This window comes from Carboxylicivirga caseinilyticus, assembly GCF_050589785.1.
Classification (GTDB): Bacteria; Bacteroidota; Bacteroidia; order Bacteroidales; family Marinilabiliaceae; genus Carboxylicivirga; species Carboxylicivirga caseinilyticus.
Genome location: NZ_JBNGOX010000007.1, coordinates 104,638 through 122,218, shown reverse-complemented (window position 1 = coordinate 122,218; position 17,581 = coordinate 104,638). Strand labels below are relative to the sequence as shown.

Here is a 17,581-nt window from a genome sequence, read left to right as displayed (position 1 = left end):
TAGATCAATTTTTATGAAAGCAGAAGGATTCCGGTTCTTCTGCTTTTTGTTTTTCAAAAACCTAATGTCAGCCATTGTTAACATTTTATACACTTCATAACTTGCAGGTAGATGTAATTTTACGGTGTAAATCCAAAGAACTAAATCTTAAGAGTAATGAAGAAACAATTCTATTGGTTGATTCCTTTATGTGTTTTGCTTTTCGAATCACACCAAATCTTTGCCCAATTACAAAATCACGGCTTGGTAAATGAGCCTGTCGACATCAGTAAAGATTTCTATGACTTTAAGAATACCTATTATTTTGCTGAAGAACTTTCGTCTTTCAATCCAAATACCGGAGTTGGTAAGGTTAAATATTCGAGGTATGAATATAAGACCCGCTATGCTTTCAATAATATGCTGGGTGTATTACGTCCGGTAACGCCCAATGAATTTCCCGAAGGTGAATACCAGGCATCACCAACTTTGCCTTTTAAGCTTGAATTTGTTTCACCTCGAACAGTGCGTCTGCAGATGCAAACAGGTATCGATAAAACGGTTAATCAGCCTTCATTAATGTTGGTTAATGGCACCGCTCCGGTCGATCATTCGTGGAAGTATTCATCAGAAGAAGGCAAACATATTTATACTTCGAAATATGGAAAGGTGGTTATCAGTGTTAATCCATGGCGCGTTTCGTTTTATAATAATCAAGGAAAATTGCTGACGCAAACCAATCATCATATCGATAATGCCGAAACCACTTATACGCCCATCATGCCATTTTCTTTTGTGCGCAGGGCTTCGGATTATTCACGTAGTGTGAATGCAGCTTTTACATTGGAGCCAAACGAAATGATTTTCGGTTGTGGTGAGTCATATACTGAGTTTAATAAGCGAGGGCAAAAAGTGGTGCTATGTACCGATGATGCCAACGGTATACAGAACGAAACCATGTATAAACCCATTCCGTTTTTTATGAGTAACCGAGGTTACGGAATGTTTATGCATACTTCAACTCCTATAACCTGTGATTTTGGTAAGTATTTCAGTGGTGTTAATTCCTTAATGATTGGAGATGAAACGCTGGATTTATTTGTCTTTCTGGGCGATCCTAAAGATATTTTGGATGAGTATACCGATTTAACAGGAAAGGCAGCTATGCCACCACTTTGGAGTTTTGGTTTCTGGATGAGTCGTATAACTTATTTCTCAGAACAGGAAGGGCGAGAAGTAGCTAAGAAGCTTCGTGATAATGAAGTGCCTTGTGATGTGATTCATTTCGACACGGGTTGGTTCGAAACGGACTGGCGCTGCGATTATCAATTCTCTGAATCGCGTTTTGATGATGCGGCGTTGATGATTAAAGATCTGAAAAAGCAGGGTTTTCAAACCTGTTTGTGGCAATTGCCTTATTTTGTTCCTCAAAATACCTTGTTTAATGAGATTGTTGAAAAAGAATTGTATGTGAAAAATGCCAAAGGAAATCTACCATACGAAGATGCGGTATTGGATTTTTCGAACCCTGAAACGGTTGAGTGGTATCAGGCGAAGATAGGTGATTTATTGAAGTTGGGTGTTGGTGCCATTAAAGTTGATTTTGGCGAGGCTGCTCCTTACAATGGTATTTATGCATCCGGGCGAACAGGGTTTTACGAGCATAACCTGTATCCATTACGATATAATAAAGCCGTTGCAGATATTACCAAAGAGATTAAAGGCGAACAGATAATGTGGGCACGAAGCACCTGGGCTGGTAGTCAGCGATATCCTTTACATTGGGGAGGCGATCCTGCCAATACAAATACAGCTATGGCCGCTGCTTTACGAGGTGGATTATCCATTGGATTGAGTGGATTTTCATTCTGGAGTCACGATATAGGAGGTTTTGTTTTAAAAACACCTGAGGAACTATACCGTCGCTGGACTCCTTTTGGCATGTTAACATCTCACACCCGTAGTCATGGAGCGCCGCCAAAAGAGCCATGGGAATATGGTGAAAGTTTTCTGGAAGACTTCAAAAAGGCTGATAATATGCGCTACGAGCTGATGCCATATATTTATGCTCAGGCAAAACAATGTACAGAGCAAGGTTTGCCTATGATGCGTGCTTTATTTGTTGAGTTTCCTGATGATCCGGGTGCCTGGCTAGTGGATGATGAGTATTTGTTTGGTTCCGATATTCTGGTGGCTCCACTTTTTGAAGCAGTAACCAAACGTAATGTGTATCTGCCAAAAGGAAACTGGATAGATTATCAGACAGGTAAATTGTATGCAGAAGGTTGGCATGCCATTGAGGCAGGCGATATTCCAATTGTGATGCTGGTGCGCGAAGGAAGCATTATTCCCCATATTAAACTTGCTCAGAGTACTAAAGATATGGATTGGTCAAAATTAGAATTGCGAACTTTCTGCGGTGATTCAAGTAAAGCAGGTGGATTTATCTGTTTACCATCAAACAATGAATTGGTTGAGGTTAGTGTTGAAAAGAAAGATGATCAGCTATCCTTAACAAAAGGTTCTGTTAAAGGAGTCACCTTCAGCTTGACTGAGAATAAATAAGAATAAATCCGGGAAGTATTGTTAAAACAGGACTTCCCTTATTATTAATTTTCATGATACGAATTGCATATATATTGCTTTGTTTCGTTTTTCCTGTTTCGCTTTTTTCTCAATCCTTTCCGTTTAAGAATCCGAAACTGGATACAGAAAAAAGGATTGACAACCTACTTTCTTTAATGACGTTGGATGAGAAAATTGTTTGTTTAAGCACAAATCCTTCCGTGCCTCGTTTGGGAATTGAAGCAACTGGTCATGTTGAAGGATTGCATGGACTGGCAATGGGTGAACCCGGTAACTGGGGCAGAGGGAATCCTGTACCCACAACTACTTTCCCTCAATCGTATGGAATGGGGCAAACATGGGATACTACCCTGATGCGTCAAATGGGTGAAATTGAAGGGTATGAAGTTCGTTATATGGCTCAATCGCCCAAATATAAAAGGGGAGGATTGGTTGTGCGTGCGCCTAATGCTGATCTTGGTCGCGATCCGCGATGGGGCAGAACAGAAGAGTGTTATGGCGAAGATCCGTTTTTAGTCGGAACCATGTCGGTGGCTTTTATCAAAGGTTTACAAGGACCTGATCCTGATCATTGGCAGGTAGCTTCATTGATGAAGCATTTTCTGGCTAACAGCAACGAGGATAGTCGTACCTGGTCAAGCTCCAATTTTAATCAACGTCAGTTGCGTGAGTATTATGCTTTGCCTTTTCAAATGGGAGTAGAAGAAGGTGGATCAAGAGCTTATATGGCTGCTTATAATAAGGTGAACGAAGTTCCAATGATGGTTAGTCCGCTGTTAAAGGAATTAACAGTTGACGAATGGGGGCAAAACGGAATTATATGTACTGATGGTGGTGCTCTGAAATTGTTAATCTCCGATCATAAATACTATGATTCAATCGAGATGGGAGCATCCATGGCAGTTAAATCCGGTATTAATCAGTTTTTGGATGATTATAAAACAGCCATTACCAAAGGAGTTGAAAAAGGATTTGTTTCTGAAGACGAGATTGATGAGGTTTTACGTGGCGTTTTTCGGGTGATGATAAAATTAGGTTTGTTGGATGAAGAATCTCAAAATCCATATGCCACCATCGGAAAGAATAATGAAGTTGAACCATGGTTGACTGATAGGAATAAAAAAATAGTAAGAGAAGCAACACAGAAGTCGATTGTGCTACTGAAAAATGAAAATTCAACTCTGCCCATTACTAAAGAGAAAGTAAAGAAGATTGCTGTGATTGGACAATTGGTTGATCAGGTTTTATTGGATTGGTATTCGGGTTCTGCTCCCTATTTAGTAACTCCCTTGCAAGGCTTGAAGGAACGGTTCGGAAAGGATATGGAAATTACCTATGTTCCAGATTCACTAATGAACGAAGCACTTGTTGCGGCTAAAGAAGCTGATTTGGTTTTGGTTTTTGGTGGAAATCACCCGACAGGAAATGCCGGATGGGCAAAGGTAACACGTGATAGTTATGGGAAAGAGTCGGTTGATCGAAAATCCATCAATCTTGAAGATGAAGAATGGATTAAAAAGGTTTTTGAACAAAATCAAAATACAGTTTTGGTATTGGTGAGTAATTTTCCATATGCAATTAACTGGTCACACCATAATTTGCCGGCTATAGTTCATATCACACACAATAGTCAGGAGATGGGACATGCCCTGGCGGATGTACTCTCTGGTGATTATAACCCTGCAGGCCGACTGGTACAAACATGGCCCATGAATGAAAACCAGTTACCCGATTTATTGGATTACAATATCTGGAATAACCGGACTTATATGTACTCAACTCAACAGCCTCTATTTGCCTTTGGTTATGGTTTAAGTTATACCCGTTTTGAGTATGAAAATTTAGAGTTAAATAAATCGGATGATCAAATCATGGTGTCCTTAGATATTGCCAATATTGGTGATTTTGATGGAGAAGAGGTTGTTCAGGTATATGTTTCGTTTCCTGATACTAAAGTGATCAGACCGATTAAAGAATTAAAAGGCTTTCAACGTGTTAATATCAAAAAAGGAAAAACCGTAAAATTGGAAATACCTGTTAAATTAAAAGATCTTTGTTATTGGGATGAAGTGAAAAAGCAAATGGTACTAGAAAAAGGATCAGTTAGTGTTATGGTTGGAAGCTCATCGGATAATATCAGATTGACAAAGAATATTGAGATTAAATAAGATATGAATTTTAGAAAGATTTTATTTCTGTCGTTGGTAGCTATAATTTCATTAAGTACCAATGCACAAGAATTTTTTAAGAAGAAAGATTTAATGTCTGTCGGGGTATATTATTATCCTGAGCACTGGAATCCTGATCAATGGGACCGGGATATTAAAAACATTGCCAATCATGGATTTGAATTTATCCATATGGCTGAATTTGCCTGGGCTATGATGGAACCTGAGGAAGGTGTTTATGATTTTGCCTGGTTGGATAAAGTCATTGAGCTGGCTAAAAAATATAAGTTGAAGGTTATTTTGGGCACACCAACTCCTTGTCCTCCTGTCTGGATGGGCATCAAATATCCCGAAATATATCTGATGGATGCTAACTATCAGCGCGAACAACATGGAACACGTGCCAATATGTCGTTGTCAAATCCGGTTTTTTTAGAAAAAACACAACTGATCGTCGCCATAATGGCCAAACGATATGGTAAAAACAAAACAGTAATTGGCTGGCAGATTGATAATGAACCAGAGGCCAAGGAAGATTACAGTCCATCGGCTCAAAAGGCTTTTATAAAGTGGTTGCAAAAGAAATATACAACTATTGAAGCTTTAAATCAGGCTTGGGGTACTCGATTCTGGAGTCAGTTATTTGCATCGTTTGATGAGGTGCATATTTACAATGCCACTTCCGTAGGATGGTGGGGGACAAATCCAATAGCCATACTGGATTATAAACGATTTACCGCTGACACACAAGCTGCTTTTCTGGATTTTCAGGCCGAAGAGTTGAGAAAGTACATCGTTCCATCACAGTATATCACAACCAATTATGTTGCAAAAGGTGGACAAACAGATCCCCGAAGAAGCACAAAAATGGATTTTGCTTCATTTACAGCTTATCCGAATTATGGAAGCAGTAATCTGGGCGATCTGGGATTCAGGTTGGGAGATTATTCGGTTTTGATGTATGCTAATGATTATTACAAGTCTGTAGATGGTTTAACTGGCGTGATGGAGTTGCAACCGGGGCAGGTTAACTGGGCCAATCATAATTCACTGCTTCAACCGGGAACGGTAAGAATGTGGTTGTGGCATTGCTTTGCTGGAGGCAGTTCGTTTGCCTGCACGTATCGCTATCGTCAGGTTTTATATGGATCTGAGCAATACCATCATGGTATTGTAACTACTGACGGCATTACCTTAAGTCAAGGTGGAAAGGAATATGTACAGGTTATCAATGAAATAAATCAACTAAGAAAAGATTACTCAGAGAAAGCCAAAACACCTGAGAAATTGGCAAAGCGTAAAACAGGGTTGATGTGGTCATTTGATAATTTGTGGAATCTGGATCGTCAGTGTCAGACATATCAATGGAATACCTGGGGGCATATGCAACGTTATCAGCAGATTCTGCATTCATTGGGTGCGCCGGTTGAGTTTATCACCGAAGAAGATAATTTTGAAGACTATCATTTTATTGTAGTGCCTGCTTACGAAATGGTTGATGAAGCTTTGGTTGCAAAGTGGAAGAAATATGTTGAGAATGGGGGTAATCTGATTGTTTCCACAAGAACCGGGGCCAAAGATAAAAATGCTCATTTATGGGAAAGTAATCTCTCCGGTATCATGAATGATTTGATTGGCGGAGAAATTGAGCAATTTGATATGTTGCCCGGAGGTAAATCGGGAAACATTGTAATGAACGATAAAACCTATCATTGGAGTTCGTGGGGTGATCTGATTAAACCTTACAAGGATACCGAAGTGTTGGCTTCATACAAAGATCAGTTCTACAAAGGAACGGCATGTGTGCTAAAAAATAAAATCGGAAAAGGTACTGTTTGGTATGTGGGTGTTGAATCAACAGATGGTCAGTTGGAAAAAGATATTATTAAGAGTGCTTTCAATGCTAATGATATAGGTGTAGAAAATTATCCTGAAGGAGTATTTGTTCAGTATCGCGATGGCTTTTGGGTAGCTGTTAATTATTCATCAACAGATTATGAGTTGAATCTGGATAACAAGGCAACCATTTTGATTGGAGAAAAGGTGTTACAACCAGCCGGCGTAACCGTTTGGATTGAATAAAAGATAAAAGACAGGTTTATTTTGTTAGAAGTAAACCTGTCTTTTGAAATTAATTTATAGTCTCTTTGAACTAAGCTTTTTGATGAATCTTAGGCCCGGCTTGTTCAAGTTCTTTACCCAATTTTGTATCTGTATATTTCTTAAAGTTACGGATGAATTTTTCTGCAAGGTTTGTTGCTTTCTCTGTCCATACTTCCGGATTAGAATAAGTATCTCTTGGATCCATAATATGTGGGTCTACATCATGCAGAAATACAGGGACTTCCAGATTGAAAATCGGAATTGTCTTTGTGTCAGCCTTTTCGATTGAGTCATCTAAAATTGCATCAATAATGGCTCTGGTATCTTTAATTGAAATTCTTTTACCCGATCCGTTCCAGCCGGTATTAACCAGATATGCCTTTGCATTATGGTTTTTCATTTTCTTAACCAACTCTTCACCATATTTTGTTGGATGAAGAGAAAGAAAAGCTTCTCCGAAACAAGCTGAAAAAGTGGGAACAGGTTCTGTTACTCCCAATTCAGTTCCAGCCAGCTTGGCTGTAAAACCAGAAAGAAAATGGTATTGGGTTTGTTCCGGATTAAGTATGGAGACCGGTGGCATAACACCAAATGCATCAGCTGTTAAGAATATTACTTTGTTGGCATGGCCCGCTTTTGAAACAGGTTTAACAATGTTGTTAATGTGGTAGATAGGGTACGAAACGCGGGTGTTTTCTGTAATCGATCGATCGTGAAAATCAACTAAACCATCCTCAGAGACGCTAACATTCTCCAATAAAGCATTTCTTTTTATCGCATGGTAAATGTCAGGCTCACTATCTTCATTTAAATCAATCGTTTTGGCATAGCATCCACCTTCGAAATTAAATATGCCTTCATCATCCCAACCATGTTCATCATCGCCAATAAGCATTCGGTGTGGATCTGTTGATAGAGTTGTTTTTCCTGTGCCAGATAAACCAAAGAATATGGCAACATCACCCTCTTTACCTTTGTTGGCCGAACAATGCATTGCGGCAATTCCTTTCAGGGGAAGGTAATAGTTCATCATGGCAAATATTCCTTTTTTCATTTCGCCACCATACCATGTTCCACCTATTAGCTGAACTCTTTCAGTGAGGTTAAAAACAGTAAATACTTCAGAATGTAGATTGTGTTCCTTCCATTTATAATCAGTCATCTTAGAAGCATTGAGAACAACGAAATCGGGTTCTCCATAATTATATAATTCCTCCTTGGTTGGGCGGATAAACATGTTTTTTACAAAATGTGCCTGCCAGGCCACTTCGGTGATAAATCTTACTTTTAAACGAGTATTGATATTAGCTCCACAAAAGGCATCTGTAACATAAAGCTTTCTGCCCGACAAATCTTCACAAACTTCATCTTTAAGTTCTTTCCATATTCTAGGTGACAGGGGTTTGTTATCATTCGGAGCATGTTCTGAAGTCCACCAAATGGTGTCTTTAGTTGTATCATCATATACAATATATTTGTCTTTGGGCGATCGTCCGGTAAATCTTCCTGTCATTACATTGACGCTGTCAAATTCAGTAAGCTGTCCCTTTTCATAGCCTTCTAAATCTGAATTCATTTCCTCTTGATATAATTCTTCATAAGAGGGATTGTAGAGAATTTCCTGGACATCATTAATACCATATTGTTGCAGATTAATTGCAGATTTTAATGTTTCCATAAAAATGAAGTTTAGTGTTAACTGGTTTAATTAATTTAAAATAAAAAGGTTTTTCTGCCTTTTTCAGGTAGAGCGCTGAATTCATGTGGAATAATTCAGAAGGTCGAAAAAATAAAAATTCAATAAGTCAATAATCAGGAAACCGGTGTACTCTTTCAATTTATTCATTTTTCATTGAAAATCATTCATTTTTAGGAGGATATTTTTAAACTATTTTTAGTTATAAACTGATTGATTGGTAGAGTAGATGTAATAATAATATTGAAAGAGTGAGATCTGCTGTGGAAAAGTGTAAAAAATCATGAAATTTTAAAAATCACTAAATCAATACAATAAGAGTAAATCATTCAAAAAAAACTGCGAACGTGAAAAATTGTTAATTATTTTATTAGCTTTGTGTCAATATAACGCAATGAAAATATTGAAAAAATATTTAGTGTGATAGAAAATCCAAAAAATGCAAAATAACATATGATTAAATATTAGAAGAATAAAAAAACAGGGAAGATTAGGCCCTTCCCCGGAAAAGAATAGAATCCTTTTATTAGTTAACTACAATCTGCAAATTTATGAAAAAAAAGTGGTTAGGTACTTTCTCCAGGCTTTGGCCAAGAAAAGTAAACAATCTAAAAACAGTTTGTTTAATATTCGGACTGTCTGTTGCGATTCAACTTCAGGCAGAGACTAATCAAACAAATGAAGGAGATGGTTATAGAGTTTCTGAAAACTCTGACAATTTTTCGGATCTAACAAACCAACAAGACGGAAAGACAGTAAACGGTACTGTTGTTGATCAGGATGGTGCACCTATACCAGGTGTAACTATTATTGTTAAAGGTTCAACAATTGGTACAGTTACCGACATGGATGGTAAGTTTCAATTAAATGATGTTCCTGAAGATGGAATTTTAAGAGTATCATTTATTGGAATGCAGGAAGTAGAATTAACCGTTGCTGGCAAAACAACGTTTAATGTTACTTTACAATCTGAGCTTCAGGATATCGACGAAGTTGTTGTTATCGGATATGGTGTTCAGAAAAAGAGTAGTTTAACAGGAGCTGTAGCTCAGGTTAAATCGGAAGATATGGAAAACCGTACTATTAGCAACCCATTGCAGGCTCTTGCAGGAAAAGCTTCTGGTGTACAGGTTTATTCATCATCAGGTGCTCCGGGTAGTTCTCCAACAATTCGCATCAGGGGTGTAAACTCCAACAATGGTGGAACTCCGCTTTATGTAGTAGACGGACGTGTTGCATCTTCTATTTCCGGTATCGAACCAAATGATATCGAGAATATGGAAATTCTTAAAGATGCTGCATCAGCTGCTATCTATGGTGCTCAGGCTGGTAATGGTGTAATCCTTATTACTACCAAAAAAGGTAAAAAAGGAACAGGTACTATTACTTACGATTATCAATACACATCGCAAAGTATTGGTAAAATGCCTCATGTAATGAACTCAGAACAATACATCGATTATTTTACGGCTGCTGATAAGTTTAGCATGGACTTGGTGTATAAGTACTGGGATTTTGAACAAAACACTAATTGGATTGAAGAAATTTTCAGACCATCAGTAATGCAACGTCATAGTATTAATTTCCAGGGAGGTAACGAAAAAGGAAATTACTATTTATCAGGAAGTATGTTGGATAATGATGGTATGGTAGTAGGTGATGCCGATGTATATAAAAGATATACAGGTATGATCAATGGTAGCTATAATGTTAAACCTTGGTTGGAAGTTGGATCTAATAATCAGATCGAATATTACAAGTCGCGCTCTGTATCGGAAGGTTCTGAGTATGGCTCACTTATCCTTAGTACACTGCAGTTAGATCCTATGACTCCTGTAACATATACTGAAGATAACATGACCGATGATATGGCTGCTGCTTTGGCTAATTATCGTGAAACAGGGGTTGGAGAGTTGCTAAGTGATGGAAACGGTAACTACTATAGTGTTTCTCCTTATGTAACCAGCGAAAATATTAACCCTTTAATTATGAGGGACAGATCTTATTCAGAAAGCTCTGGTTTTAATGTTAACGGTACTGCTTACTTAAATATTAAACCAACTAATGGATTAGTGATTACTTCTCGTATTTCATATTTGTTGGGAATGTCGGAAAGTTATGGATATGATAACGACTACTATGCCAATTCAATGGCACACCAACTATTTATGAATTTGAGTGCTTCAACTTATAACAATACTCGTCTTCAGTGGGAAAACTTTGCAAACTACACTCGTTCTTTTGGACAGCATAATTTAACAGCTATGTTGGGTACCTCTTTTACTAAGATTCGCTCGTATGGTGTTTCTGGAAGTAAAAATGGTACTGAAGATGTTTTTGGTGTTCAAATGGATGATGAGCGTTACTACTATTTTGCTTATGCAATGGATGAGGCGGTACAAGCGATCTCTGGAGGAGAGCCTGATTTAGAAGCTCAAAATGCTTATTTCGGTCGTTTGAGTTACGATTATAAGGATAAGTATTTAGCTCAGTTTTCGTTACGTGCTGATGCCTTCGATTCTTCTTATCTACCAGAGGCAAATCGTTGGGGTTATTTCCCAGCAGGATCTTTGGGATGGGTAATCTCTAAAGAATCGTTTATGGAATCTACTTCTCAGTTTATCGATCATTTGAAACTACGTGCCAGTTGGGGACAAAATGGTTCGTTAGCCGGATTAGGATCTTGGGCATATTTAACTTCAGTAGCCAGTACCGGAAGTTATCCATATAGTTCAAGTGCTGCTTATAACATTGGATACAAACCATCTTATACTGGTAACGAAGAGTTGAAGTGGGAAACGCATGAGCAAACAAACATCGGTATCGATGCTCGTTTATTGAATAGCCGCTTAAGTCTTGCTGTTGATTATTTTAATAAAAAGACGAAAGACTTAATTATGGTGGGGGTAACACCTTCATATATTGTGGGTAACAGTGCTTCGCCTATGAATGCAGGTAATATTGTAAACAGTGGATTTGAATTTGAATTAGGTTGGAACGACCGAAGAGGTGATTTCTCTTATGGAATACGTGGTAATTTATCAACTGTTCATAACGAAGTAACCAATATTCACCAGTCATTACCTTATATTGCTGGAGCAAGCTATCACACAACTGCTGCAATTACTCGATTCGAAGTGGGTAAACCAGCCTGGTATTTTAATGGTTGGGAATTTGCCGGTATTGATGAAGCAACAGGAGATCCTCTTTTTGTTGATCAAAACGATGATGATGTGATCAGTGCAGAAGATAGAGTTGAATTAGGAAAAGGTATTCCGGATTTTACTTATGGTATTACTTTAAATGCTGAATATAAAGGATTTGATGTAATTGTATTCGGACAAGGATCGCAAGGTAATGATGTTTTTGCTTGTTTAAACCGTACCGATTATGCGGTAAACAGTTTAACGCATTTTACAGAAAATCGCTGGACAGAAACCAATACAACTGGAACTACACCTCGTGCAGGGGCAAATGATCTGGATAAATACTATGCTTCTTCAGCAGGAGTATTTGATGGTTCTTATTTTAAGATTAAGCAGTTACAGTTGGGTTATACACTTCCTAAATCTTTACTAGATAAAGTAGGTATTAAGAATCTTAGGATTTACGGATCTCTTGAAGATTACTTCACTTTTACAAACTATATTGGTTTCGATCCTGAAGTTACCGGAGTGGGTAGTTCTTTAGGTGTTGATAAAGGAAGTTATCCATCAATGAAGAAAGTAATATTTGGACTTAACGTGTCATTCTAATCAATGATTTAAATTTTTATAGACATGAAAAGAATAATATTCAAATATATAGCAGTTGCATCAGTAATGTTGGGGATGCTCTCTTGTGAAAAAGAATTGGAAATTACACAAAATGGTTCTGTAAGTCTGGAAGAGTATTATGGTTCAGATGAAAGTGCCGAAGGTGCAGTAACCGCAATATACAGCGAGTTGCGCGACATGCAGTATGACTACAAATTTTTGAAAAACATTTGTTCCGATGATGTTTGGGCAGGAGGAGCAAATCGTGGTGATAATTCTGATCTGGAAAGAATGAATGAGTTTACTTTCACAGCTGAGCATGCTTTTTTATCAGGATGTTTTGAGAGTTATTACAGTATTATTTATGATGCTAATATCGTTCTGACTTATATTGAGGCAGATTCAGATATTAAAAAACAGATGATTGCTGAAGCTAAAGTATTTAGAGCTTTTGCTTATATCGATTTGATTTCGATGTGGGGAACTCCTCCTTTGGTTGATCATCCATTGGAACCATCTGAATATTCAATGGAAAACGGTGATGTAGATGAACTATGGGCATTTGTAGAGCAAGATCTAACAGATGCAATTGAATCAGGTTACCTGGTAGAAAAGTCAGGGGTAGATGATAATTCAGTTTACCGTGTAACAAAGCAATTTGCACAAGCCTTATTGGGTAAAGCTCATTTGTATCAGGAAGATTATTCGGCTGCAGCTTCTGTATTTGAAGAAGTAATCAGTTCTGGATTATATGACCTGTATGATGGAGATTATGATGATATTACAGCTTTTAGTAATAAAAACAACTGTGAGTCACTATTTGAGTCAAACCGTGTAGTGGATGAAAACAACGTTTGGAATAACTTTAATATGTATCAGTTAATGATTCATTGGCGTTCCGATCGTTTTGATGAAGATCTTTCAGAAATAGGATTAGCTAGTCTGGGTTGGGGATTTTGTGCTCCACAAGAAGGATTATATGATGCTTTTGTTGAAGAGGAAGGTGAAGACGGATATCGTTTGAATCTTACCATGAAGACCTATGAGCAGGTTCAGGAGATGGGAGTAGGTTTAAAAAGTGGTCTTACCATTATTGGCGAAGGTTATTTCTGGTGGAAAAGCAAAATTACTTCTGATGAAGTACCTGCAGCTGGTTATGGTTTTGCATGGGATGCCAACTCTCAAATTATGCGTTATGCTGATGTGTTATTAATGGCAGCTGAAGCAAATCTGCAGGCAGGTTCACAGGATAAGGCTGATACTTATTTGAATTTGGTTCGTAGCCGTGCTCAACTTTCAAGCAAAACAGCAACCATGGATGCCATCAAACTGGAACGTCGATTAGAATTATGTTTTGAGGATGTTCGCTACCAGGATTTAATCCGCTGGGGAGATGCTGCTACTATTTTAGCTGACCAGGGAGAATCATATCCTGTAATGGCAGCTAATGGTACTATTACTTATAAATCGGTTAATTCAAGTGGTAAATATGGATTCCAGGAAAAAAATGCCTTATTCCCATTTCCAGCACAAGAAACTGAGCTAAATACTAATATAGAACAAAATACTGGTTGGTAGATCAATTGTTAATACAGGATAATAAGTTCAGAGATGTTAAAAGTTAGAAAGAACATACTATTGTTATTTACAGGCATACTAATCTTGTTTGCAGGTTGTAGTACCGAGGAAGATAGTGTGGTAGTAGTAACAAATAATGTTAGCCTTCTAACCGATAAGAAAATAAGTAGTGCTGTATTGAGTCAAGAAATGAAATACAATATTGTACTACCCAACGATTATTATACCAATACTGAACGTTATTATCCTGTATTATATCTTTTTCACGGGATGGGAGGAGATAACAGCTCTTGGGCAGAAGATGGAGATGTTAAACAAATCCTGCAAAATGCATTTAATAATGAAGTTGTAGAGCCGATGGTAGTTGTAATGCCGGACGCATTTAATACCTTTTATGTAAATGGCTATCAAAGCGGACTACAATACGAAACCTATTTCTGGAATGAATTTCTGCCCTATATAGAAGAAACCTATCGTGTGTATACAACACGCGAGATGCGTTATATCGCTGGTTTATCTATGGGAGGTTTCGGAGCTTCATATTATGCATTTACCTATCCTGATAAATTTATGTATTGTTACTCAATGAGTGGTGCTGTTGAAGGAGTTGGATCTGTCACATCATCAATATCAAGCATTATTGCCGGATATGATTCTTTTGAAGAATTACCCGATTATACAATGGATTGCGGAGTTTCCGATAATTTGGTTTTTGAGTCAAATGAGTTGGTTCACGAAGCATTAAATAACATGGGTTTCGTTCACGAATATATTGCCCGTGATGGAATTCATGATTGGGTATTCTGGCAAAAATCGCTGCAAATGGCACTGGAACGCATTGGACAATACCTTATTAATTAGTTAGAAATAAAGTTGTAAAAAAGAATATATGAAAACAATATTCAAATCTTTAATAAGCATGATGATGCTGGCTTTATTGCTGGTTTCATGTGAAGAGGAGGCACTTGATTCGCTCGACGGAGTTTATACTCATCCGGATGTTTGTGATTACACAGTTATAGACTCTCAATCAAGAGATAAAGAAGGTACTCTATTTGCCTTTTCTATTAATCTAAAAGACGATGCATCTAATACATTAAATTTATTAATGTATTCGACTAATTATGCATTACCATCGTCAGATTATACTGCAAGTGAAACTGCGTCTAATAAAACTTATCTAATAGGAGAAAGTGGTTCAACTTGTAATGGCCAGCAAATTTCAAGTGGTACAATTTCCGTTATAGAAGATGGAAGTGGTAACTACGAAATTGAAGGTATTATTTACTTAGCCGATGAGACTGTAGTTCGAATGACTGGTTCATTTTCTATTGTTTATGAGTATATTCCAATATATACTTATAGTGTAGAGACAGAATCTGTGTATGATTCAAATTATCAAGTGATTTCAGGTATTGTTAAACAGAAAATTACTGTTTATGCTGATGGTGTGTCATACGCAAATCTTGAGGTAACTACTGATGAGTCTGCAACAACAATTACAGGTACATATTCAATTGCTGAGTCTTTGAGTGCAGCAAATCAGGCAGCAGCAGGTTATTATTTAGACCTTAGTTGGTTTGGCTGGGGAACTGATGTTATGTATGGTGGTTGTTACTATACTCAGGATGGAGAAACACTTTACGCTCGTAGTGGAGATATTACTATTTCTGAGACTGATTCAAAATTAACTTTTAGTGGAACCAATCTTGCAATACAAGATGTTGAGGCTACAGAAGAGGAATTTGGAACTACATATACTTATCCAACTTTAGATGAAGCAGGAAGTTTTGAGTTTTCGGAGTCAAATGAGGCTTTAACTAACACACTAAGTTCCATTGCTTATTCTGATGGTACTGCTTACAGTACTTATTTAATGTTCTCAACCAGCGGTGTAACGTCTACTTATTATGCAGATTATTATACTTGGGTACATGCAGGTAATGGTAGCGTTATTAATCTTCAGATTTATGGATTAAGTGATGCTACATTAACAGAAGGAACTTATACTGTAAGTAGTAGTCCATCAAGTGGAGATATCGTAGCTGGATATTTACATTCAACTTATTACTATGATGCAGGATCAGTATTAACAACTGTGGTTGATGATGTTGCAAGTAATGCCTATGTTAATAGTGGTACAGTAGAAGTAATCGCAGATGGTGATGACTTTATTTTAGTGCTGGATCTTGAAACTGATAATGGTTCTTACCAGACTACATACGCTGGTTCGGTTGCAGTTACTGTGTACTAGATAATTTAAATAGAAATTGATTAAGGTGTCCTGAAAGTTTACCTTGTAGTCAAGAAACTTTTAGGGCACTCTCTGAGACCTAACGTAACTAATTTAAATTCAAATAAAATGAAGATTAAAGTAACACTTTCTACACTGCTTGTTCTATTAATGGCAATTGGTGTAAATGCACAACAAGCACTTTGGGGTGGAGCTCCAATTGTATCTCCTGAAGTTAATAATGATAAAACTGTGACTTTCCGTTTTATGGCTCCTCAGGCCGATACAGTTTATATCACAGGTGACTTTTTACCGACAGAAAAAATGAAAACTCCATTCGGTGAATTCGACGGGCCAGGTAAGGCTTTATTGACAAAAGGTGGTGATGGCGTTTGGTCATTTACTTCAGCTCCCCTTGCTTCAGATTTGTATAGTTACTCTTTTATTGTTGACGGACTTAAAACTACGGATCCGAATAATGTTTATATGATTCGTGACGTTGCTTCTGTTACCGATGTATTTATTGTTGGTGGCGGTAAAGCTGATTTGTACAGTGTACAGGATGTTCCTCACGGAACTGTTTCTCGTCGCTGGTATAATTCACCTGGAAATGAAACAACTCGTCGTATGACTATCTACACTCCTCCGGGATACGAAGCTGGTAAAACCAAATATCCTGTTTTGTATTTGTTACACGGTATGGGTGGTGACGAAGAAGCTTGGATTGCTTTAGGTCGTAGTTCTCAAATTTTGGATAACCTGATTGCTCAGGGTAAAGCAGAACCAATGATTGTTGTAATGACAAATGGTAACGTTGCTCAACAAGCTGCTCCAGGTGAATCGCCAAAAGGTTTGTACAAGCCTAGCATGCAGTTGGAGCATACTATGGATGGAAAATTCGAAGAAACATTCAAAGATGTAATTTCTTTCGTTGAGGATAATTACAGAGTTAAAGCAGATAAGGCTCACCGTGCTATTGCTGGTCTTTCAATGGGTGGATACCATTCATTGCATATCTCTCGTTATTATCCAAATACATTCGACTATGTTGGTTTGTTCTCGGCTGCTATCTTACCTAATGATCAGGTTAAATCAGTAGTGTACGAAAACTTCGATGAGACATTAAAGAAGCAAATGGATAATGGTTATAAACTTTACTGGATTGGTATGGGAAAAACTGATTTCCTTTACAAATCAGGTGTAGAGTACAGAGCTAAACTAGATGAAATGGGTATGAAATATACCTATGTTGAATCAGAAGGTGGTCATACCTGGACTAACTGGCGTGATTATCTTTCGGAATTTGTACCACAATTATTTAAATAAGTAATAAAGATCGTTGATGGATATATACATCCATCAACGATTTCTTGTTTCAAATAACTTAAGAAACGTTTTAAGAAGCATTTAATGTTCTGGTTAGAGCACATTTAATGCTTTTTTTATTCCTTTTAACCTGACATAAAACAAACTTAAATAAATA

The 17,581-nt window shown here is 37.5% G+C and carries 9 protein-coding genes; 8 read left to right on the top strand and 1 reads right to left on the bottom strand.

Annotated features, from left to right (window positions below; all coding sequences use genetic code 11):
- Window positions 1–156 precede the first annotated feature (156 nt).
- Genes ACRD62_RS05750 through ACRD62_RS05740 form a run of 3 tightly spaced genes read left to right on the top strand, consistent with a single transcriptional unit; the run spans window position 157 to window position 6,815 of the window.
- The gene (locus ACRD62_RS05750) at window positions 157–2,544 is read left to right on the top strand and encodes a glycoside hydrolase family 31 protein (RefSeq protein ID WP_430819176.1); all 2,388 of its coding nucleotides are present in this window, start codon (window positions 157–159) and stop codon (window positions 2,542–2,544) included.
- Window positions 2,545–2,597: 53 nt separating this feature from the next.
- Window positions 2,598–4,733 (top strand): glycoside hydrolase family 3 C-terminal domain-containing protein, encoded by a 2,136-nt coding sequence (locus tag ACRD62_RS05745; RefSeq protein ID WP_430819175.1) that lies wholly within the window; start codon window positions 2,598–2,600, stop codon window positions 4,731–4,733.
- Between the two features lie 3 nt (window positions 4,734–4,736).
- The gene (locus tag ACRD62_RS05740) at window positions 4,737–6,815 is read left to right on the top strand and encodes a beta-galactosidase (protein WP_430819174.1); all 2,079 of its coding nucleotides are present in this window, start codon (window positions 4,737–4,739) and stop codon (window positions 6,813–6,815) included.
- Window positions 6,816–6,885: 70 nt separating this feature from the next.
- Here ACRD62_RS05740 and pckA read toward each other — a convergent pair whose 3' ends face one another.
- On the bottom strand, window positions 6,886–8,514 hold the full coding sequence (gene pckA / locus ACRD62_RS05735; protein WP_430819173.1) for a phosphoenolpyruvate carboxykinase (ATP): 1,629 nt from the start codon (window positions 8,512–8,514) through the stop codon (window positions 6,886–6,888).
- A gap of 569 nt (window positions 8,515–9,083) precedes the next feature.
- Here pckA and ACRD62_RS05730 point away from each other — a divergent pair.
- From ACRD62_RS05730 to ACRD62_RS05710, 5 genes are all read left to right on the top strand, one after another.
- Window positions 9,084–12,287 carry a SusC/RagA family TonB-linked outer membrane protein gene (locus ACRD62_RS05730; protein ID WP_430819172.1) on the top strand — a complete coding sequence of 1,068 codons (3,204 nt, stop codon included), beginning with the start codon at window positions 9,084–9,086 and terminating at the stop codon, window positions 12,285–12,287.
- Window positions 12,288–12,311: 24 nt separating this feature from the next.
- The gene (locus tag ACRD62_RS05725) at window positions 12,312–13,865 is read left to right on the top strand and encodes a RagB/SusD family nutrient uptake outer membrane protein (protein WP_430819171.1); all 1,554 of its coding nucleotides are present in this window, start codon (window positions 12,312–12,314) and stop codon (window positions 13,863–13,865) included.
- Window positions 13,866–13,898: 33 nt separating this feature from the next.
- The gene (locus ACRD62_RS05720; RefSeq protein ID WP_430819170.1) at window positions 13,899–14,726 is read left to right on the top strand and encodes an alpha/beta hydrolase; all 828 of its coding nucleotides are present in this window, start codon (window positions 13,899–13,901) and stop codon (window positions 14,724–14,726) included.
- A gap of 28 nt (window positions 14,727–14,754) precedes the next feature.
- Window positions 14,755–16,119: a hypothetical protein gene (locus tag ACRD62_RS05715; protein WP_430819169.1), complete on the top strand. Its 1,365-nt coding sequence runs from the start codon at window positions 14,755–14,757 to the stop codon at window positions 16,117–16,119.
- 108 nt (window positions 16,120–16,227) lie between these two features.
- Entirely contained in the window at window positions 16,228–17,424 is a 1,197-nt protein-coding gene (locus tag ACRD62_RS05710) for an alpha/beta hydrolase-fold protein (RefSeq protein WP_430819168.1), read from the top strand.
- Window positions 17,425–17,581: the final 157 nt, after the last annotated feature.